Source organism: Longimycelium tulufanense, from assembly GCF_014645795.1.
Taxonomy (GTDB): Bacteria; Actinomycetota; Actinomycetes; order Mycobacteriales; family Pseudonocardiaceae; genus Longimycelium; species Longimycelium tulufanense.
This window is the reverse complement of record NZ_BMMK01000005.1, coordinates 210,486-230,378: the sequence shown is the minus strand read 5'-3', so window position 1 is coordinate 230,378 and position 19,893 is coordinate 210,486. Positions and strand designations below refer to the sequence as shown.

Sequence of the window (19,893 nt, the reverse complement as noted above, 5' to 3'; positions counted from 1 at the left end):
CACCTACAACCATCACCGCCACCACACCGCGATCGGCGGCCCACCCGCCCACCGCATCCCCAACCTCACAGGACAGAACACCTAGCCACCGGCTGGCACCCGGTCATGGGCGGCGACGCCGATGCGCCCATTCGGCTCATGACGACGGGTCGAGCCGGGCGTCGGCGCCGCGGAACAGCGCTCCGGCGATGATGTCCCGCTGGATCTCCGACGCGCCCTCGTAGATGCGGGGCGCCCGGACCTCGCGGTAGAGGTGGGCCAGTACATGGTCCTCCTCCAGGGCACGGGCACCGTGCACCTGGATGGCCACGTCCACCGCCACCTGCGCGGTCTCGGTGGCGAACAGCTTCGCCATGGCGGCCCGGCGAGCCACACCCGGCTCGCCGCCGTCATGGGCGACCGCGGCGTCGTACACCAGCAGGCGCGCCCCCTGGAGCCGCGTGGCCACCTCGGCGAGCTGGTGCGAGACGCCCTGGAAGCCACGGAGCGGGCGGCCGAAGGCGGATCGCCGGGCGGTGTGGCCCACCGCGGCGTCGAGTGCGGCCTGCCCCATCCCCACCGCGAACGCGCCCACACTCGGCCGGAACAGGGTCAGGGTCCGCCGGGCCACGTCCCATCCGTGGTCGACGTCGCCGAGAACGTGACTGTCCGGAACGAAGACGTCGTGGAACCCCAGCCGCCCGATGGGATGCGGGGCGATCAGCCGAAGAGGGCTGCCACCCAGGCCGGCGCTGTCCCCCGGAACGGCAAACGCGGTGATGCCCCGACCGCCCTTTCCCGCCCCGGTGCGCGCGAAAACCGAGTAGATCCCGGCCTCGGGTGCGTTCGAGATGAATGTCTTCTCGCCGTTGAGCCGAAATCCGCCGGGAACCGGCACCGCATCGAGCGTCAGCGCGGTGGCGTCGGATCCCGCTTCCGGTTCGGTGACCGCGAATGCGGCCGCCACCCGACCACCGGCAATCCGGGGTAGCCATTCCCGGACCACGTCCGGCTTTCCGCCCAGCAGGATCGGGTATCCGCCCAGCCCCTGCAGGGCAAGCGCGGTCTCGGCCTCGGTGCAGAACCGTGCCAAGCCTTCGCGGAGCAGACACAGGTCCACCGCGCTGACCCGGGAAGCGACCCCACCATCGGTGCGCTGCCGGAAGACCTGACCCAACAGCCCGTGCTGGGCGAGTGCCTCGAGAAGTGACCGGTTCACCCTGCCCTGCTCGCCCGCGGCCGCAACCGGGGCCAGCACGTCACGCGCGAGTGCTTCGGCCCGGACCAGCGTCTCCCACCGGTCGTTTCCGAGAAAGAGATGGGTGTCGCTCATGTTGGCTCACTCTCGGGAACGACGGCAACCCCGAGCAGTTCGACCTTGGCTACCGGATCGAGGAGCGCTTGCACCCCGAGCAAGGCGATGGCGGGGTAGTGGCGACCGAAGTGACGACGGTAGATCGGTCCGAGCTCGTTCAACGACGTTCGATACTCGGCCATGTCGGTGACGTAGATGGTGAGGGAGACCAGGTGCTCGGGACGCGCGCCGGCCGCCGCCAGCGCGGACACCACATTGCCGGCGGCCACCTCGAACTGCTCGGCCATCGACTTCCCTCGGACAGCCCCGTCCTGCCCCTGCGCGGTGTGCCCGCCCAGGTACACCGTCCTGCCCGGTGAGGTGACAACGGCATGGGCGAACCCGACCGGCTGGGCCAGCTCGGGAGCGGTGACAATGCGATGCGGGTTGCTCATCGTCCCCTCCACCGCGGTTGCCTGCCTTCTCTCCAGGCGGCGTAGAACTCACCGTGGTCCCGGCTCGTCATCAGCAGGGCCTGGGTCATCGCCTCCAGCTCGATCGCACTTCCCAGGTCCATGTCCAGCTCGCGCGTCAGCAGTGATTTCGTGGTGGCGTAGGCGAATGCGGGACCGTCCGCCAGTCGGCGCGCCAGCGACTCGGTCGCGTCGGGCAGGGCGTTGTCGTCGACGACGTCGGTGGCCAGCCCGATCGCCAAGGCCCGTTCGGCGTCGATCCGGTCGCCGAGCACGAGCAGTTCGGTGGCCCGGCCCAACCCGACCAGGCGGGGCAGCAGGTAGGCGGAACCCATGTCGGCACCGGCCAACCCCACCTTGGTGAACAGGAAGGCAAACGATGCCGAACGCGCCAGCAACCGGAAGTCACTGGCCAAAGCGAGTACCGAGCCGGCTCCGGCGGCGACGCCGTTGACCGAGGCCACGACCGGGATCGGGCACTGCCGGAGCGCTGTGGTCACCGCCCCGGTCATGCGCGTGAACTCCAGGAGCGCGGCGGACTCCGTCCGTTGCAGCGCGCCGATGATCTCCTCGACGTCCCCGCCGGAGCAGAACCCGCGGCCCTGCCCCCGCAGCACGAGCACCCTCGTGTCCCCGCGCTGCGGCAGCTCGGCCAGCAGGTCACGGAGATCGGCGTAGATGTCGAAGGTCAGCGCGTTGAGCTTGTCGGGCCGGGTGAAGGTCACCGTGGCTACTCCCTCGGTAACCCGGAAGTCGAAATGTTCCCACCGTTCGGTGTGGGCGGCAGATGCGCGAAACGGGCTCAAGCCTGGGTTCCCCCTCCGGTGGTGACGACGATCCGACCACTCATGAGAATGCCTTCTCGCCCGTGATGGCATGGCCCAGCAACAATGTGTGCACCTCACTGGTGCCTTCGTAGGTGAGCACCGACTCCAGGTTGCTGGCATGGCGCATCACTGGGTACTCCGAGCTGATTCCGTTGGCCCCCAGGATCGTCCGTGCCTCACGCGCGATCGCCAGTGCCTCCCGGACGTTGTTCAGCTTCCCCAAGCTCACCTGCTCCGGCGTCAACCGTCCCGCATCCTTCAGGCAACCGAGCCGGTGAGCGAGCAACGCCGCCTTGTTGAGTTCGAGGCACATCTCGACGAGCTTGCGTTGGGTGAGCTGGAAGCCGGCGATCGGTCGGCCGAACTGGGTTCGTGTCCGGGCATAGGAGACCGCTGTCTCGAAGCATGTTCGAGCTGCCCCCACGGCACCCCACACGATGCCGTACCTCGCCTCGGTGAGACACGACAACGGACCCCGCATCCCGATCACGTCCGGTAACACGGCGTCCCGGGGAAGCCGCACATCCTCGAAGACGAGCTCGGAGGTCACCGAGGCTCGCATCGAGTGCTTGCGGTGAATGTCGTAGGTCCGAAAACCCGGTGTACCGCGCGGCACCAGAAACCCCCGGACGCCCTCCTCGGTCCGTGCCCAGACGACGGCCACGTCGGCCAGCCCGCCGTTGGTGATCCAGGTCTTCGCCCCGTTGAGAACCCAGTCACTGCCCTGCCGGCGCGCGGCGGTGCGCATGCTCGCCGGGTCGCTACCCGCATCCGACTCGGTGAGCCCGAAACACCCGACCAACTCGCCCTTCGCCATCCCGGGCAGCCACCGCTGCTTCTGCCCCGCCGAGCCGTATCGCCAGATCGGGAACATCGCCAGCGACCCCTGCACGGACACGAAGCTGCGCAGCCCGCTGTCGGCGGCCTCCAGCTCCCGGCACGCGACCCCGTAGGCCAGTGCGTTGGCGCCGGCACAGCCGTAGCCGTCCAGGTGCATCCCGAGCAGCCCCAGCTCACCGAGCCGGGGGACGAGCTCCCGCGGGAACACCCCGGCCTCGTACCAGGAGCTGATCTCCGGAAGCACCTGGTCCGTCACGAACCGGCGGATCGTCTCGGCGAGCAACCGCTCCGCATCGCCGAGAAGCTGGTCGACCTCGAGGAGGTCACTGGTCGGCAAGGTGCTCATGGTGCCTCCGAGCCTTCGGTGTCCCTCTCGCGCAGGGCGCGGCGGTCGAGCTTGCCAGCGGCCGTCCTGGGAAGCTCGCCGACGAAGGACACCGCGCGTGGGTACTTGTGCGGGGACAGTCGGGACCGGACGAAAGCCTGGAGCCCGGCGGCCAGCGCGGTGGATGCGGTCGCGCCATCGCGCAGGACCACGTATGCGTGCGTGCTGGTCAGCCCCTCGACCTGGCGCCCGACCACCGCGCAGTCCACAACGTCGGGATGATCGAGGAGGCAGTGCTCGACCTCGCTGGGCGCCACCCAGACGCCGCCCACCTTCAGTAGGTCGTCGGCGCGCCCGTGGTAGCGGAAGAAGCCCTCCCGGTCGCGCGAGAACAAGTCGCCCGTGCGGACCGTGTCCGCGGAGAAGGTCCGGGCGGTCCGCTCCGCATCTCCCCAGTAGCCGCGGGCCACCGTGGCGCCGCTGAGCTCCAGCACACCGACCTGCCCGTCCGGCACCGGGTTGCCCTCCCCGTCGACGATCCGGGCCCGGTAGCCGGGAACCAGCTGACCCAGGCTTCCCACGCGGGACCGGCCCGGGCGATGGGAAATGTAGATGTGGTACGCCTCCGAGGAACCGATTCCGTCGACGATCCCGACCCCGAACGTCCGGGTCCACCGGCGGTGGAGCTCGGCCGGTAACGCCTCCCCGGCGGAGGTGCACAGGCGCAGGCAGGCCAGATCCTGGTCCGCCGCCGCGGGGTGGTTGACCATTGCGCTCATCATGGTGGGCACGTTGACCAAAATGGTGGGACGGTGCCGGTGCACCAGTTCGAAAACCCGGTCCGGCGTCGTCCGTTGCGGGAACACGATGCCCGCGCCACCCACGGCGAAGGGATACAGCGCCGCGAGATCCCTCGGGTAACCGAAGAACAGCTTCGGCACCGGGAGGACCAGGTCGTCCTCGTTCAGTCCGAGCACACCACGCCCGTACCACTCGAAGTTCAGGCGGGGACTGCTCATGGGATGGACACACGCCTTCGGCGCTCCCGTGCTCCCGGTGGTGAATTTCCAGATCGCCATGTCATCCCGGCTGGTGGGCGTGGCGTCCAGCACGTCGTCGGCCTGGCTGACAAGCGTGTCGAAGTGATGCTCGCCCGGCCGTAGCTCGACGTCACCGAGGACGAGAAGGTGTGGCCTGACGCTGCTCTGCGCCATCGCATCGCGAACGCGATCCAGCGTCACCTCGTCCACCACCACCACGGTGGCCTCGGTGTAGCCGAGATAGTAGGTATAGTCCCGGGCGGGGAGATAGGTGTAGACCTCGGCGGTCACCGCACCGATCTTCAGCGTGGCGAGCCAGGTTGCGACGAACTCGACACCGTCGCTGAGTGCGAGGAGCACGCGGTTCCCCGGTTGTACGCCACATTCCCGCAGGACGTTACCCACGCGGTTGGTCAGGGCCGCCAGCTCCGCGTAGGTCGTGTGCCCGCTCTCGCCAACCAGGGCCGTCCGAGCGCCCCGCCCGATGTCCAGGTTGCGGTCGAGGAACCAGGTCGTGACGTTGAACCGCTCCGGGATGTGCTCGACGCGCAACACCATTGCTCGACCCCCTGTTCAGGTCCGGTGCCACCCGGGACACCCAACGGTCGGCAGCCCTGCTGGAGGGGATGGGGGAGTACCGCTCACGAGTGCCTCCCCGCCGCCAGGTCGCGGATCAGCTCGACGAGCATGTCGGTCAGCACCGCGAAGACGCGCTCGCCTTCCTCGCTGGTCGCCTCCGCCGGCGCGCCGCAGTAGGCCTCGGTCATCCCGAGCGCCAGGAAGTCGGTTCGCCCCGTCGCGACACCCGACGGGATGTTCACGGGAAGCGGTGGCAGCCTTCGCATGCGCTCCTGATCGACCAGCTCCGGGCTTTCCGCCAGCACGAGTGAGGTCTCGTAACGACCGGCATGACACGAACCGGAGCGGAACTCCTCCGGCAGGCGCTCCACGTACCGCCGGCGAACGAGATCCAGGTAGCCCACCTCGACGCCGTGCCCGTCGCGCAACGTCGTCATCGCGCGCCGCAGCGTCTGCACATGTTCGGGCTCGAAGTGGTTGTTGACAATGACGAGAAGACGAAACCCCTGGCTCAGCAGGGAATTACAGACCTGGGTGACGAGGTTGTGCAGGGTTTCCTCGCCGACATGGATGAAACCCGGGAAAGCGGTGCTGTAACGGGTGACCCCATAGGGCAACGGCGGCAGGATCAACGCGCGAAGATCCGGGTCGTTGGCGAGCCGCCGCACCGCACGCGCGCACATCCCCTCCGAGATGATCTGGTCCGTGGCCAGTGGCGCGTGCGGGCCGTGGGGTTCGACAACCCCGACGGGAAGCAGGAGAACGGGCTTGCGACGGCCGCGGAGCAACTCGCCCACCTGGGGCGAGCGCAGCTGCGCGAAGTAGGTCTCGGTCATCGGGGTACCTTCCGGCGTGGCCGGGCTCCCTCGGCCTCCCCGATCTGCTGTTCCAGCTCGCTCTCGGCGAGGTCCAGCAGGCACAGGTCGGCGCGCCCCGCCGCCACGAGGGTGTTCACCTCGTCGAGCGTCGTCAGGTGTCCGCCGACGAGGGTGGGGACGCGAGCCTCGCTGCGGACCCGCGCGGAAAGCACGGTGTGGAACCCCCGCCCGTACTCCGGCCGGTCCTCGGCAACCGACTGACCGGCGTCGACGTGGACGAGATCGGCGCCGGCGGCGGCAACCGCCCGCGCCGCCACGATCCCTTCGTCGGCCGACAGTCCACGGAGGGACCAGTCGGCGATGGTCAGCCGCACCGAGAGGAGCCGGTCCCGCGGCCAGACCACCCGCACGTCGTGCAACACCTCGAGGGGGAACCGCAGCCTGCGTTCCAGCGCACCGCCGTAACCGTCGGTCCGCCGGTTCGTCAGCGGGGACAGGAAGCTGGCGAGCAGGTATCCCTGGGCCATGTCCAGTTCGAGAAGGTCGAAACCGGCCGCACGGGCACGCGAGGCGGCCGCGGTGAAGGCCACCCGGAGCGCCGCCATGTCCGCCGGATCCGCGGCCTTGGGCCGGGCACAGAACGGGGCGTAGGGCATCGCGGAAGCCGACACCAGCGGCCATTTACCCGAGGACAACGGGATGTCTACGCCTTGGGCCCGTGGCCGCGTCGCGCCTCGTCGGCCGGCGTGGCCGAGCCGTATCCCGACGAGAGCACCCCCCCGGTGCACGGTGTCCACCACCGAGCGCCACCGGTCGATCTGCGTGTCGTCGTGCAAGGTTGGGCATGCCGGCGAGGTGCGACCGTCGAGCGATACAGCGACGAGCCCGGTCAGGAGCAAGCCCGCGCCGCTTCGGGTCGCCGCGGCGATTTCCTGCTCGGCGTCGGCACCCAGCTTCCCTTCCGAATCCATGTCTTCGAGGTCAACCGTGCGCGCAATCCGGTTCGGCAGCCTCGCTTCCCCGATGTGGAGGGGAGCGAACAGGGGAGCCGGCGCAAGCGCGGCCCGCCGCCCGGTCGCCTTGCCGGCGAACCACGAGTCGAGCACCCGTACGAAGTCCGGGTCCCGCACGGCGAGGTTGGCGTGGCTGACCCGGCCGCTGCGGGTCAACAGGTGAAAAGCGAACTGGACCGGCTCCAGGTCGACGTGATGTTCGACCCGGGCGAAGTAGCCGGCGCTGTCCGCGGCGGCGCGCTGGAACCGCTCGACGGCGGGTTGACGCTCCAACTCGTAGCCGACCAGCGCTGCTTCGGGGTCGGGCTCACGGATGAGCGCGTTGGTCAACGCGATCGCGTCCTCCATCGCGAGCTTGGTTCCGGAGCCGACCGAGAAATGCGCGGTGTGTGCGGCATCGCCGAGCAGGACGGTGTTGCGGTGGTGCCAGGTCTGGTTGCGGACCAGGAGGAAGTCGGTCCAGCACGAGCGGTTCGACAGCAGGCGGTGTCCGGCCAGATCGTCGGCGAAGAGCTTCTCGCAGAAGGCAATGCTCTCCTGCGTGTTCATCCGGTCCAGCCCGGCACGCCGCCAGGTGTGTTCCGGGCATTCAACGATGAACGTGCTGGTGCGCTCGTCGAACGGGTAGGAGTGCACCTGGAAGAGACCGTGCTCGGTCTGGCGGAAGATGAACGTGAACGCGTCGAGCAGGAGGTCGGTGCCGAACCAGACGTACTTGCACCCCTGTGGCTCGACCGAGGTGACGAGGACATCCGCATGGGCGCGCCGGACGACGCTGTGCACCCCGTCGGCTCCGACCAGCAGGTCGGCCTCGCGGGCCAGGGAAGCGGGGTCGTCCAGGGTGACCCCGAACCGGAGCGCGACGCCGAGTTCCCGGCACCGGTCCTGCAGGATCGCGAGCAGAAGCTTGCGCGAGATCGCGGAGAACGCGTGTCCGCGCGAGCGGAGCAACCGCCCCTGGTACCGGATGTCGACCGTGTCCCAGCGGGCGAACGTGTCGGTGATGGCGAGATAGCTCTGCGGATCTGCGTCGCGTAATGCCCCCAGGGTCTCCTCGGAGAAGACGACACCCCAGCCGAAGGTCGCGTCGGGCGCGTTGCGTTCCAGGATGGTCACCTCGTGTCGCGGATCCGCCTTCTTGAGCAGGATCCCGAGGTAGAGCCCGGCCGGGCCGGCGCCGAGGACGGTGACCTTCACGGGGACAACACCTCGGCCAGCCGGTCCACCTCGGCGACGTCCGAGACGGTGGGAAACAGGATCAGCTCGTCGCAACCGGCGGCGGCGTACCCGCGGACGAAGTCGCGGACGGCCCGGCCACCGGTAAGGTTGCCGGCCGCCACCCGCTCGGCGAACGGGCCGGTGAAGGCGTAGTAGTCGCGCAGGTAGGCCGAGCCGCGCTCGGGGTCGCCCAACGCGAAGTAGCCCTGCCCCCACAGCGCCGGCCGACCCGGCCGGCCCAGGTCGCTCCAGGCCGCCCGGGCCCGGACGGCGGCCGAGGCGAACGCGCGGGGCGGGCCACCGCCGTGCGCGTAACCGTCGGCGTACCGCGCCATCCTGGTGAGGGCCTGGCCGCTGGCACCACCCACGAGCAGCTCGATCCCCTCGGTGGGCGGACCGAATTGTCGCTCCCCCGCGCCGCGCAGGTAGGCCAGCTGCTCGGACAGGCGGGTACCCCGCCCCCGGTGGTCGACCCCGGCCACCGCGTAGTCCTCGCGCCGTGCCCCGACGCCCAAACCCACCGTGAGCCGGGCGCCGGCGACCGCCGCCACCGAGGCGGCCTGTTTGGCCAGCAGGGCGGTCCCGCGCAGCGGCCCGATCGCGATCATGGTCGCCAGCCGGACCCGGGAGGTGACCGCGGCGACCGCGGCCAGCGTCGTGAAGGGCTCGAAGCTGTCGTAGACCAGCCGGTCGAGGACGGCCACCGTGCTGAATGGCCCGCCGTCCGCCCGGCGCGCCCACTCCAGCAGCAGGGCGCCGTCCGCACCCGGCGTCGTGTTGGGGAGCCCGATACCGACCCTCACCCGACCACCTCCAGCCGGCCGCAGCACCACGGTTTACGCTTGACTGGGGTCGGGTGTCAACCAACAATCACCGATGTGGCCGCAAGCGCGCCGGACGGGACGTGGTCCGCGGCCCGCCCGCAGGATCTGGTGATGTCGGTGCTCGGCGCCCACGTCGGTCCGGACCACCGTGGCCGGGGTGTCTGGTCGGGCGGTCTGGTCACGTTGCTCGCCGAGTTCGGTTTCTCCGCGGCCGCCGCCCGGGTCGCACTCGCCCGGATGGTGCGCCGGGACCTGCTCACCCGCGTCCGCGAGGGACGCCTGGTCCACTACACGCTCACCCCGCGCACCCGGACCGTCCTGCGCGAGGGAGACCGGCGGATCTTCTCGCTCGGCCGGGCACCACGTCGGGATCCACAGTGGACGGTGCTGTGGCACGCCATTCCGGAGGACCGGCGGCTGGCCAGGTCCCGGCTGGTGACCCGGTTGCGGTTCCTCGGCTTCGGCCAGGTGCAGGACGGCACCTGGATCGCGCCGCACGACCGGGAGCGGGAGGTCCGTGCGTTGCTCGCCGAGCTGGACGTGGCGGCGCACGCCGGCCTGCTGCTCGGCCGCCCGGGCGCCGGCACGGACTTCGCCGCGTTCGCGGCACGGGTGTGGGACCTCGAGGGGCTCGCCGCCCGGTACGGTCGCTTCGTCGCCGAGTTCGACCGGTACACCGACCCGGCGACCCGGGAAAGCCTGACCGACCGGGAGGCGTTCGTGCTGCGGACGCGTCTTGTGCACGACTTCCGCAGATTCGCGTTCCTGGACCCGGAACTGCCCGGACACATTGCGCCCGTCCCGGCCGACCGAGCGGCTGCGGTGCGGTTGTTCCACGAGCTCTACCCGGCGCTCGCGGTGGCCGCGCAGCGCCACTTCGACGAGGTGACCTCACCATGACGAACCGCTCCGCCGCTCTCACCTACAGTTCCTACCTGGCGCTCGACGAGGTCCTCAACGCGCAGCGCCCCCGCTCCGACGAGCACGACGAGATGTTGTTCATCGTCATCCACCAGGTGTACGAGCTGTGGTTCAAGCAGTTGCTCCACGAGCTGCGACACCTGCAGCGAAGACTGGAACAGGGCGACACGCCGCACGTCCTGCACACGTTGCAGCGGATCCGCGCGATCCTCAAGGTCGTGGTGGCCCAGATCGACGTGCTGGAGACGATGACCCCGCGCCAGTTCGTCGGTTTCCGGTCGCGACTGGAGGCATCCAGCGGCTTCCAGTCGGCGCAGTTCCGGGAGATCGAGGCGGTCCTGGGTCGCCGTGACCGGTGGGTGGCCGAACACTATCCGGAGGGAAGCCAGTCACGGCAGCGGATCGCCGAGGCGATGTCCCGCCCCGCGCTGTTCGACTCCTACCTCCGCTACCTGTCGCTCAACGGTTACCCGGTCCCGGCCGAGCAGCTGGAACGTGACGTACGGCAGCCGCTGGAGCCGGCTGTCCATGTGCAGGACGTACTCCTCAACGTGTACCGCGATGATGGTGAGCCGGCCCAGGTTTCCGAGCGCCTGGTCGACATCGACGAAGGACTCCAGGAGTGGCGGTATCGGCACGTGAAGATGGTCGAGCGGACCATCGGCGGCAAGCCGGGGACGGGTGGATCCTCGGGAGCGAGCTATCTCCGCACCACCCTCTTCTCCCCGGTCTTCCCCGATCTCTGGGCGATCAGGAGCGAGATGTGACCACACTGGAAGGTCTGCGTCGCACCCCGAACGCGTTGGCACCGCACTACTCCCGGTTCGGCGTGGCGGACCGGCTGCTGCTGACGGGGCACTCCCACCAGGCGTGGCCCGATGTGGCGCTGGTCGGTCAGACCGAGGCGTTCGACGACGCGGCCGCGGCGGTCGACGGCAAATGGGACCGGGCATTCGCCAGGGCGGAGCGGGTGCGGGAGGGGTACCGGCGGCTCCTGGACGACCCCGGAGGCGAGATCGCCCTCGGCACCAACACCCACGAGTTGGTGGTCCGCCTGCTGTCGGCGCTCGATCTCCGCGCTCGGCCACGCCTGGTCACCACGGACGGCGAGTTTCACACGCTACGGCGTCAGCTCGCCCGTCTGGGCGAGGAGGGGGTGGACGTCGTACGGGTGGCCGCCGATCCCGCGGAATCACTCGCCGAGCGCCTCGCCGCCGCGGTGGACGGCCGAACCAGCGCGGTCCTGGTGTCGGCCGTCCTCTTCGAAACGTCCCGGATCGTCCCGCATCTCGGTGACCTCGCCGATACCTGTCAGGCCAGGGAGGCCGAGTTGCTCGTCGATGCCTATCACGCGTTGGGTCCGGTTCCGCTGTTGGTCAAGGAGAGTGGGCTCGGCAACGCGTGGCTGGTCGGCGGCGGCTACAAGTATCTCCAGCTGGGGGAGGGCAACTGCTTCCTGCGGCTACCTCCGCACTCGGAGACCCTCCGTCCGGTCGTGACCGGTTGGTTCGCCGAGTTCTCGGCACTGACCGGGGGCGAGGAGCCGGAACACGTGGCCTACGGGCCGGGAGCCATCCGCTTCGCAGGTGCCACCTACGACCCGACGAGCCACTACCGGGCAGCTCGGGTGCTGGACTTCTTCGAGCGGCAGAAGCTCACGCCCTCCTTCCTGCAGCGGGTCTACCAGCACCAGACGGGATTGCTGGCGCGGTACTTCGACGACCTCGGTGCCCCGGACGAGCTGATCACCCGCGACCGCGACACACCCCGGTCGGCGTTCGGGGGTTTCCTGGCGCTGCGTACCCCGCACGCCACCCGTATCCAGGAAGCGCTGGCGAGTCGGGGGGTGCACACCGACAGCCGTGGGCAGTACCTCCGCTTCGGCCCAGCCCCCTACCTGTCCGACAACCAGTTGGAGAACTCCATCGCCGTCCTGGACGAGGTGCTTCGAAACCTCTCCTGACGGCTGGCGATTCGATGGCTCGGGGACATGACGGCAGTGACCGGAGATCGGGCAGTGTGGGTGGCGGGGCTCGTGGCCCGCGACGGGTGTGCGGGTCCCCGCCCGTGTCAGATGTTCTGCTGCGTACTCCGTGGGATGTCCAGAGGCTGGTTTGCCAGCATTGTCGCTTGTGCGTAACAACGCCGGAATGCCTCGGTCACCGCGGGCCAGGTGCAGTGCTCCGGTGGCGTCGAGCGGTTGTGGCTTGCGATCCGCATGCGCAACTCGGGCTCAGCGGCGAGCCGGACAATCGCATTCACCATCTCGTTGGGATTGAGACACAGCAGCCCTTCCCTCTCGTGGCAAACGAAGTCGGCGACCCCGGTACCCGCACGCGCCACCACCGGAACACCCGCAGTGCGAGCCTCCAACGCCGCGATTCCGAACGACTCACGCACGGTGGGGTTGACGAAGACGTCCGCAGTGGAGAGCAGGGCACGCACGCCGTCCCGGCCGAGCCGACCGGCCCGCCGTACCCACCCTGTCATCCCGTGCCGACCCAGATAGCGCTCCATCATCCCGGTGGCTGGACCGGATCCGGCGATGGTGGCCCGTAGCGGCACCCGCCCGCCCAGGCGGGCGTGCGCGGCTCGTAACACCTCCAGCAAGGTCATCGGTTGCTTGCGGGGAGCGAGCCGCCCCACCGCGACCACGTGCACCGCGCCATCCCGCTCACGCGCCGTGGTCCGCCAGTCATCCGGGGTGATTCCGTTGGGGACCACGGTAACCCGCGCTCGAGGCGCTGCCTGGTGTACCAGCTGGGCGGCCGCCGAGCTGACGGCGGCGACCACCATCCGCGCCCCGCTCCACCGCGTCAGCCCCTCGAAGGTGCGGTAGATGCCTCGGGTCACCGGGTCCCACATGCTGTGCACCGACACCACGGTGGGAAGCCGGTGCCGCAGCGCGCACCGGACCGCCGACCACGCGAAGGGTGAGACCGCGCCTACATGCACGTGGACGACATCCGGACGCAGTGCACGGAAGAGTTCCGCGAGGTGCCGGCCAGCACGAGGATGCAGGGGAAGCTCCCAGGGCAGTGGCGCGACAACCCGGTGCACCGGGTAACCAAGATCACTGGGGCGGGTGCCATCGTCCGGTGTGGCCGTAACCACCTGCACCTGCTCGCCCGCTGCGATCTGCGCCTTCGCCAGCTCCCCGACCTGCACCTCGATTCCACCCAGCCGTGGGTGGAAACAGTCGGTCACATGAACGATCACTGCGACTCCCCCTGTCGACATGCGGCGCTTGCCGGGCGCCACCTGGCACTCTTCCATCCGTGGGATACACGTGCGTCTTCTTTCACGCCCATCCCGACGATGAGGCGTTGCTCACCGCCGGCACCATGGCGCGGCTGGCGGCCGAGGGCCACCGGGTCGTGCTCGTCGTCGCGACCGAGGGCGGGCAGGGGCTGACCGCGCCCGAGTCGACCGGCGGACGGCCGCTCGGTGAGGTCCGCCGCTCCGAGGCGTTGGCCTCCGCGCGCGCCCTCGGCTGTGCCCGCGTGGAGTTCCTCGGTTACGGCGATTCGGGACTGGACGGCGATACGCCGACCGGCGACGGACTTGTCCCGTTCGTCCGGGTCGACGTGGCCGATGCTGCGGGACGATTGGCGGGGCTGCTGCGTGCGGAGGACGCGGATCTGCTGACCGTGTACGACCCGGCCGGCGGGTACGGGCATCCCGACCACGTCCAGGTGCACCGCGTCGGCTCGTTGGCGGCCCGGCTCGCCGGCACACCGGTCGTTCTCGAGGCCACAGTGGACCGTACGCTGCTCCTTCGTGCCCTTCGCCTGGCGACCAAGGTGTACCCCTTCCCCCCCGAGTTCGACGTGCACAAGTTCGAGAACGCCTACGCACCACGTGAGGCCATCACGCACCGGGTGAACGTGCGCCCCTACACCGCCGCCAAGCGTAAGAGTATGGCCGCGCACGTGACCCAGACCACCGGCGGTGAGTCCGCGCGTACCCTCGCGGCGTTGCTTCGCCTGCCCGGGCCACTTTTTCGGTGGACACTGGGGACCGAATGGTTCGTACAACAGGGCATGACGCCCGGCCGGCCGCTGGGGGACCCGCTGGCCGCGCTGCGAGGGAGCTGAGTCGGGAACGTGCGATCGCGAGGGGTCAGGATCGCGGGGGCGGTGGCCTCACTGGTCATCGGGGCGGTCCTCATCGCCGTGGCCCTGCCGAAGGTGGCTGGCGTCGACTGGGGGGCGATCGGCACGCAGTTCGGCGCGCTGGACGCGCCGACCGTGCTCTGGCTGGTCGTGTTGTGGCTGGCCGGCCTGTGGGCCTACACCTACGTCCTCACCGGCTCGCTGCCCGGCCTGACCAACGCCCAGGCCCTCACCCTCAACGCGACCGGTAGCGCGGTCAGCAACGTGCTGCCCTTCGGCGGCGCGGCCGGGGTGGCGCTGACCTTCGCCATGGCCGGGAGCTGGGGGCACGCCCGCCGGGCGGTGGCGGTGTCGACCCTGGTCACCGGGGTGTGGAACACGCTGGCCCGGATGGCGTTGCCCGCGCTGGGGCTGCTCGCGCTGGTGGCCGCCGGGCGGGTGCCCGACGAGCGCATGACGGTGGCGGCCGAGGTCGCCGCGGTCAGCCTGGCGGCGGTGCTGGCCCTCACGGTGGCCGTGCTGGCCTGGGGCGGAGCCGCCCCGGCGATCGGCCGGGCGGTGGACGCGGTGGTCCGGGTGCTGCCCGGGCGGTGGCGTCCCCGGCCGGGACGGGCCGGCGAGGCGTTGCGGAGCCTGCGGGCCGGCACCGTCGACATCGTGCGGCGCGGCTGGCGGAAGATGACCATCGGCATGGTCGCCTACCTGGGGCTGCAGGGCGTGTTGTTCGCCGCCTGCCTTTCCGCCACCGGTGCGCACGTCGGGTTCGGAGAGATGGTCGCGGCCTTCGCGCTGGGACGCCTGCTGACCACCGCCGTGGTCACCCCGAGCGGGGTCGGGGTGAGCGAGAACGGCACGGTCGCCCTGCTGGTCGCGTTGGGCTGCCCGGCGGCCCCGGTGGCGGCCGCGGTGCTGTTGTTCGCGTTCTTCACCTACGCCATCGAGATCCCGTTGGGTGGCCTGGGTTGGCTCGCGTGGGTGTCGGTGCGCCGGTGGCGTGTTGCGCCGGCCCGGCCACATTCCGTCCCCCAGAAGGTGGAAGCCGCCTCCTGAGCTGCTCGGCGCCCGGCCCCACCCGTCGACGGCGCCCGTACCGGATGCGCGGTGGGCAGGCACTCCGGGTTCCTGGTCCCCGCGACCACGTCGCGGGCGTGCGCCTCAGCTGGCCCAGGACAGCAGTGGCTCGCGCCGTTCCGGCTCCTTGAGCTGGGCGAGGGCGTGCTTCTCCAGCTGACGGATGCGCTCCCGGGTCAGGCCGAGCCGCTCGGCGACCTCCTGCAGCGTCCGCTGCCGGCCGTCGTGCAGGCCGAACCGCAACGTGATGATCAACGCCTCGCGCGGCGGCAGGCTGCCCACCACCGCCCGCAGCTCCGCGGCGAGCGCCCGGTACTCGACCACGTCGTGGGCCTGCAGCACCTCGCGGTCCTCGATCAGGTCGGCCACCCGGGTCTCGCCGTCCTCCCCGACCGGGGTGTCGAAGCTGACCGCGTCCCGGGCCACCCGGCGCAGCTCCTCGACCCGTTCCGGGGACAGGTCGGCCTCGGCGGCCAGCTCGGCCACGGTCGGCTCGCGGCCGAGCTGCGCCAGGAGCCGACGTTCCAGCCGGCCGAGCCGGTGCACGTCCTCGACCACGTGGACGGGGAGCCGGATGGTGCGGGTCTTGTCGGCCAGTGCCCGCTCGATCGCCTGCCGGATCCACCACACCGCGTAGGTGGAGAACTTGAAGCCCCGCTGGTAGTCGAACTTCTCCACCGCCCGGATCAGGCCGAGGTTGCCCTCCTGGATGAGGTCGAGGAAGGGCAGCCCGCGGCGCAGGTACTTCTTGGCCACCGAGATCACCAGGCGCAGGTTCGCCCGGATCATGTGGTCCTTGGCGCACCACCCCTCCCGGGCCAGGGCGGCCAGCTCCCGGCGGTGGTCGGCGGACACCGCCCGCTCACCCCGGTCGGCCTCGGCCAGCAACCGGGCCGCATAGACACCGGCCTCGATGCGCTTGGCCAACGCGACCTCCTCCGCCGCGGTGAGCAGCGGCGTCTCCCCGACCTGCGCGAGGTACTGACCGGTGAGATCGGCGTCGTCGTGTGGCTCCCGCGGCTCGGCAACGGGGCGCGGTGTCGCGTTGAGCGTTGTGGTCATCGGGTGTCGCTCCAGCGACCAGGTGGAGTTGTGGTGCTTCTGAGCCCAGGGTTCCCATTACCGTCCGTACTCACACCACTGAGTAGGTGACATCCGAGGGCGAATGACGGCGACCGCCATGCGGAGCAACCCCGAAACCGCCGCCGTGCGGGCGCGGCCCGGCGCCGTGCCCGATAGCTTCGGTTCGTAACCGCTCGATTGCGCACCGGAGCGGGCGGGGTTACACAAGTCTGGAGCGTGGCGTCGGTCGTTCCACCGTGCGGCGGGCGTGACGCCCTGAGCTGACCGAGGAGGCGATGATGCCTCTGCGCCGTGCCCACCGACCGTCCAGGATCGGCTTACTGGTCCTCGTTCTCGGAGTGCTCGTGCCCGGACTCGTTGGCCCGCCGGCCCTCGCCGACACCGTGGTGCGGCCGGTGCTGAACCATGACTTCGCCGACCCGGACGTACTCGAGGTCGACGGCACCTACTTCGTCTACTCCACCAACGCCGGCAACCGGCACATCTGGCTGGCGACCTCCCAGGACCTGATGAGGTGGAAGGTGGCCGACCGCGACCCCCTGCCCCACATCGGGGACTGGGCGGACCCGCGCTGGCGGTTCCGGCCGGAGGCGGGGGACTTCGGCATCTGGGCGCCGGAGGTGTTCGACAACGGTCACGGGTACACGATGCTCTACACCGCCCATGACCGGGCCACCGACAAGCAGTGCATCGGCGCCGCCCGTGCCCGGACCCCGTGGGGGCCGTTCACCCCGGCCGGCTCCCGTCCCGTCGTCTGCCCCGCCGAACTGGGCGGGGCCATCGACCCCGCGACCTTCGTCGAGGGCGGACACCGGTACCTGCTCTGGAAGAACGACGGCAACTGCTGCGGCAAGGACACCTGGCTGTACCTGCAACGTGTGACGTGGGACGGCACCCGGGTGTTGGGCCGGCCGATTCCGCTCATCAGGCAGGACCGGGACTGGGAGGGGCCGGTCGTCGAGGCCCCGACCCTGGTCAAGCGGGGCGGGCGTTACGTGTTGTTCTACTCGGCCAACTACTTCAGCGGCACCGGTTACAAGGTCGGGTACGCCGTCGCCGACAACCTGACCGGCCCCTACCGGAAGGCGTCGAAGCCGTTGTTGACCTCGGACAGCCTGCGTGGTGCCGTGCGCGGGCCGGGCGGGCAGGACGTGGTCGTCGGGCCCGACGGTCGGGATCACATCGTGTTCCACGGCTGGGACCCGGAGTTCCGTTACCGGATGATGTACCGCGCCGACCTGGGCTGGGCGAACGGAAGTACACCGATCGTGCGCGGGAGCACGACCCGGTACGAGGCCGAGGACGCCTTCCGGGTCCATGCCCCGGTGCGGGTGGCCCGGGATGCCAGTGCGGGCCGCGCGGTCGGGCCGATGGAGCATCCCGACAGCGCTGTCCAGTTCGCGGTCTTCGCCGCCAGCTCCGGCCCGCACATCATGACGGTGTGGTTCGGCCACTCCTCGCGGGACGGCAGCGGCCCCGCCGCGGCTTCGCACGCGCTGGAGGTCAACCACGTCCGGGTCGGTCAGGTCGAGTATCCCTACACCGGGCGGGAAACCTGGCAGAGCGCGGAGGTCGGGATCGAGCTGCGCGAAGGGTGGAACGTGGTCCGCCTGGGCAAGGCACGCGGCACGGTCCGGCTCGACGCGGTCGACATCGCATGACGGACTGAACTGCCTGATAAGCCGGAAAAAAAAGACTTTCGGCCGATCCAAGATCAACTTTCGGCCGTGGTGGCACCCCGTCACCGCCGAGGAAGCTCCCTTCGCCACAGGGGAAGCACTTCTCGGAGGGTGATGTGGACAGACGGACGTTCCTGCGGCTGTCGGGCGCGACGGTTGCCGCCCTGTCGGTGGGGGCGCTGACGCCGCAACGGGCCGGCGCGGCCGGATCCTTCTTCCTGCACGGCGTCGCCTCCGGCGATCCGTCGCCCGACGGCGTCGTGCTGTGGACCCGGGTGACGCCCATGCCCGACGCGGTGCCCGGCAGCGGGCTGGGTCCGGCCGTGTCCGTCGGATGGGACATCGCGGAGGATCCCGGATTCCGTCGGGTCGTCGCGCGCGGTGAACGGCGAACCGGTGCGGACTGGGACCACACCGTCAAGGTCGAGGTCGAGGGACTTCGACCCGATACCTACTACTGGTACCGGTTTTCCTTCGACGGCACCAGATCTGCCGTGGGCCGGACCCGTACGGCCCCGCCCACCGACTTCGCCCAGGAACGGGTCTGTTTCGGCGTTGTCAGTTGCGCCAACCTGGAGGGGGGATACTTCTCCGCGTACCGGGATCTGGCCTCCCGTGCCGACGAGCTCCACGCGGTGGTGCATCTCGGTGACTACCTGTATGAGTACGGCAGCGGGGACTACGGCCCCGGGCCGCGCATCAAGCGTCTCCACGAGCCCGCCCACGCCATCTACAGCCTGTCCGACTATCGGATGCGCCATGCCCAGTACAAGCGTGACCCCGATTTGCAACGGCTCCACGCCGCTGTGCCGTTCGTGGTCACCTGGGACGACCACGAGATCGCGGACGACGCGTGGTCGGGTGGGAGCAAGGAAACCCCCACCGGGGCGTTCCCGGCGCGGGTGGCCGCGGCACGGCAGGCGTACGCGGAGTGGATGCCCGTGCGCGACCTGTGGAGCGCCCCGCTGTACCGCAAGCTCACCTTCGGCCGACTCGTTGATCTGTCCATGTTAGACCTACGATCCTATCGGACCAAACAGCCGACACTGACCGAGGAGGGCAAGCCCGCCGGGCGCACCATCACCGGCGACGAGCAGCTCGGCTGGCTCATCCAGGGGCTGACGGAAACCGACGCGGTATGGCGACTGGTTGGCAACCCGGACATGATATCCCCGTTGATCGCGCCACAACTGCCCTACGTGGTGACCGCGGCGCTGTCCCGGATCCTTCCGATCCCGCCGCAGGGGAGCTCGGTCAACCGCGACCAGTGGGACGGGTACCCGGGCGACCGGGACCGGTTGCTGTCCCACGTCTACGGGCACCGGCTGCGGAACGTCTCGTTCCTTACCGGCGACATCCACACCTCCTGGGCCGCGCAGGTCCCGCTGGAGTACGGCGACTATCCGAACACCCCGGTACCGGCGACCGAGCTGATCTGCCCGTCGGTGACCGCGGAGAGCGGCGCGGACCTGCTGCGGTCGCGTCGGCTCGCGCGGCTCGCGCAGCGCGCCCTGGTGGCCAAGAACCCGCACTTCCAGCACTCCGAACTCGTCTCCCACGGCTATTCCCTGCTGGACGTGCGGCCGGAGGGAATAGAGTTCTCCTGGCACTACGTGAGCGACCGGACACGGGTTGACGCCACGGTGTGGCAGGCGGCGGTGGCCCGGATCGCCAGTGGGGACACGACGGTCCGGGTCGGGTCGAGGGTGTGAACGACCCGGTTCGGTGCGGAGAGCCGGGCAGCTCGGAGCTGTCGGTGTGCGCACCGAAGTCGGCCGATCACGTTCCGCGCGG

The 19,893-nt window shown here is 70.1% G+C and carries 17 protein-coding genes; 7 read left to right on the top strand and 10 right to left on the bottom strand.

Going from position 1 to position 19,893, the window contains the following annotated elements; genetic code table 11:
• Positions 1–136 precede the first annotated feature (136 nt).
• From IEY55_RS08365 to IEY55_RS08330, 8 genes are all read right to left on the bottom strand, one after another.
• Entirely contained in the window at positions 137–1,312 is a 1,176-nt protein-coding gene (locus IEY55_RS08365; RefSeq protein WP_189055669.1) for an acyl-CoA dehydrogenase family protein, read from the bottom strand.
• Entirely contained in the window at positions 1,309–1,728 is a 420-nt protein-coding gene (locus tag IEY55_RS08360; protein ID WP_189055667.1) for a RidA family protein, read from the bottom strand. The genes IEY55_RS08365 and IEY55_RS08360 overlap by 4 nt, the downstream gene beginning before the upstream one ends.
• Positions 1,725–2,552 (bottom strand): enoyl-CoA hydratase family protein, encoded by an 828-nt coding sequence (locus IEY55_RS08355; RefSeq protein WP_189055665.1) that lies wholly within the window; start codon positions 2,550–2,552, stop codon positions 1,725–1,727. Before IEY55_RS08355 ends, IEY55_RS08360 begins: the two co-directional genes overlap by 4 nt.
• Positions 2,553–2,592: 40 nt before the next feature.
• On the bottom strand, positions 2,593–3,759 hold the full coding sequence (locus tag IEY55_RS08350) for an acyl-CoA dehydrogenase family protein (RefSeq protein ID WP_189055663.1): 1,167 nt from the start codon (positions 3,757–3,759) through the stop codon (positions 2,593–2,595).
• Entirely contained in the window at positions 3,756–5,336 is a 1,581-nt protein-coding gene (locus IEY55_RS08345; protein ID WP_189055661.1) for a benzoate-CoA ligase family protein, read from the bottom strand. The genes IEY55_RS08350 and IEY55_RS08345 overlap by 4 nt, the downstream gene beginning before the upstream one ends.
• Positions 5,337–5,419: 83 nt before the next feature.
• Positions 5,420–6,193, bottom strand: coding sequence for a creatininase family protein (locus IEY55_RS08340; protein WP_189055659.1), 774 nt, complete (start codon positions 6,191–6,193; stop codon positions 5,420–5,422).
• Positions 6,190–8,385, bottom strand: a complete 2,196-nt coding sequence (locus tag IEY55_RS08335) for an oxidoreductase (RefSeq protein WP_189055657.1) — start codon at positions 8,383–8,385, stop codon at positions 6,190–6,192. The genes IEY55_RS08340 and IEY55_RS08335 overlap by 4 nt, the downstream gene beginning before the upstream one ends.
• Complete coding sequence (locus IEY55_RS08330) at positions 8,382–9,209, bottom strand: LLM class flavin-dependent oxidoreductase (RefSeq protein ID WP_189055655.1); 828 nt, start codon at positions 9,207–9,209, stop codon at positions 8,382–8,384. The genes IEY55_RS08335 and IEY55_RS08330 overlap by 4 nt, the downstream gene beginning before the upstream one ends.
• Before the next feature lie 75 nt (positions 9,210–9,284).
• On the opposite strand from IEY55_RS08330, the gene IEY55_RS08325 reads away from it, so the two are divergent.
• From IEY55_RS08325 to IEY55_RS08315, 3 genes are read left to right on the top strand one after another with little or no spacing between them, the layout of a single operon-like run.
• Positions 9,285–10,130 carry a PaaX family transcriptional regulator gene (locus tag IEY55_RS08325; RefSeq protein ID WP_268239289.1) on the top strand — a complete coding sequence of 282 codons (846 nt, stop codon included), beginning with the start codon at positions 9,285–9,287 and terminating at the stop codon, positions 10,128–10,130.
• Positions 10,127–10,918, top strand: a complete 792-nt coding sequence (locus IEY55_RS08320) for a tryptophan 2,3-dioxygenase (RefSeq protein ID WP_189055653.1) — start codon at positions 10,127–10,129, stop codon at positions 10,916–10,918. Before IEY55_RS08325 ends, IEY55_RS08320 begins: the two co-directional genes overlap by 4 nt.
• Positions 10,915–12,114 (top strand): kynureninase/PvdN C-terminal domain-containing protein, encoded by a 1,200-nt coding sequence (locus IEY55_RS08315; protein WP_189055652.1) that lies wholly within the window; start codon positions 10,915–10,917, stop codon positions 12,112–12,114. Before IEY55_RS08320 ends, IEY55_RS08315 begins: the two co-directional genes overlap by 4 nt.
• A 107-nt stretch (positions 12,115–12,221) precedes the next feature.
• Here the strand turns inward: IEY55_RS08315 and IEY55_RS08310 are convergent, their stop codons facing one another.
• Positions 12,222–13,370 carry a glycosyltransferase family 4 protein gene (locus IEY55_RS08310; RefSeq protein ID WP_229686176.1) on the bottom strand — a complete coding sequence of 383 codons (1,149 nt, stop codon included), beginning with the start codon at positions 13,368–13,370 and terminating at the stop codon, positions 12,222–12,224.
• Positions 13,371–13,429: 59 nt separating this feature from the next.
• Between IEY55_RS08310 and IEY55_RS08305 the strand changes: the two genes are divergently transcribed.
• Both IEY55_RS08305 and IEY55_RS08300 read left to right on the top strand, forming a co-directional pair.
• Positions 13,430–14,248 carry a PIG-L deacetylase family protein gene (locus IEY55_RS08305; protein ID WP_189055650.1) on the top strand — a complete coding sequence of 273 codons (819 nt, stop codon included), beginning with the start codon at positions 13,430–13,432 and terminating at the stop codon, positions 14,246–14,248.
• 42 nt (positions 14,249–14,290) lie between these two features.
• A complete protein-coding gene (locus IEY55_RS08300) occupies positions 14,291–15,316 on the top strand; it encodes a lysylphosphatidylglycerol synthase domain-containing protein (RefSeq protein WP_229686175.1) in 1,026 nt (341 codons plus the stop codon).
• 105 nt (positions 15,317–15,421) lie between these two features.
• On the opposite strand, the gene IEY55_RS08295 is transcribed toward IEY55_RS08300, so the two are convergent.
• Complete coding sequence (locus tag IEY55_RS08295; RefSeq protein ID WP_189055646.1) at positions 15,422–16,399, bottom strand: sigma-70 family RNA polymerase sigma factor; 978 nt, start codon at positions 16,397–16,399, stop codon at positions 15,422–15,424.
• A 299-nt stretch (positions 16,400–16,698) separates the two neighbouring features.
• Between IEY55_RS08295 and IEY55_RS08290 the strand changes: the two genes are divergently transcribed.
• Positions 16,699–18,081: a family 43 glycosylhydrolase gene (locus IEY55_RS08290; protein ID WP_229686174.1), complete on the top strand. Its 1,383-nt coding sequence runs from the start codon at positions 16,699–16,701 to the stop codon at positions 18,079–18,081.
• A gap of 134 nt (positions 18,082–18,215) precedes the next feature.
• Entirely contained in the window at positions 18,216–19,811 is a 1,596-nt protein-coding gene (locus tag IEY55_RS08285) for an alkaline phosphatase D family protein (protein ID WP_189055643.1), read from the top strand.
• Positions 19,812–19,893: the final 82 nt, after the last annotated feature.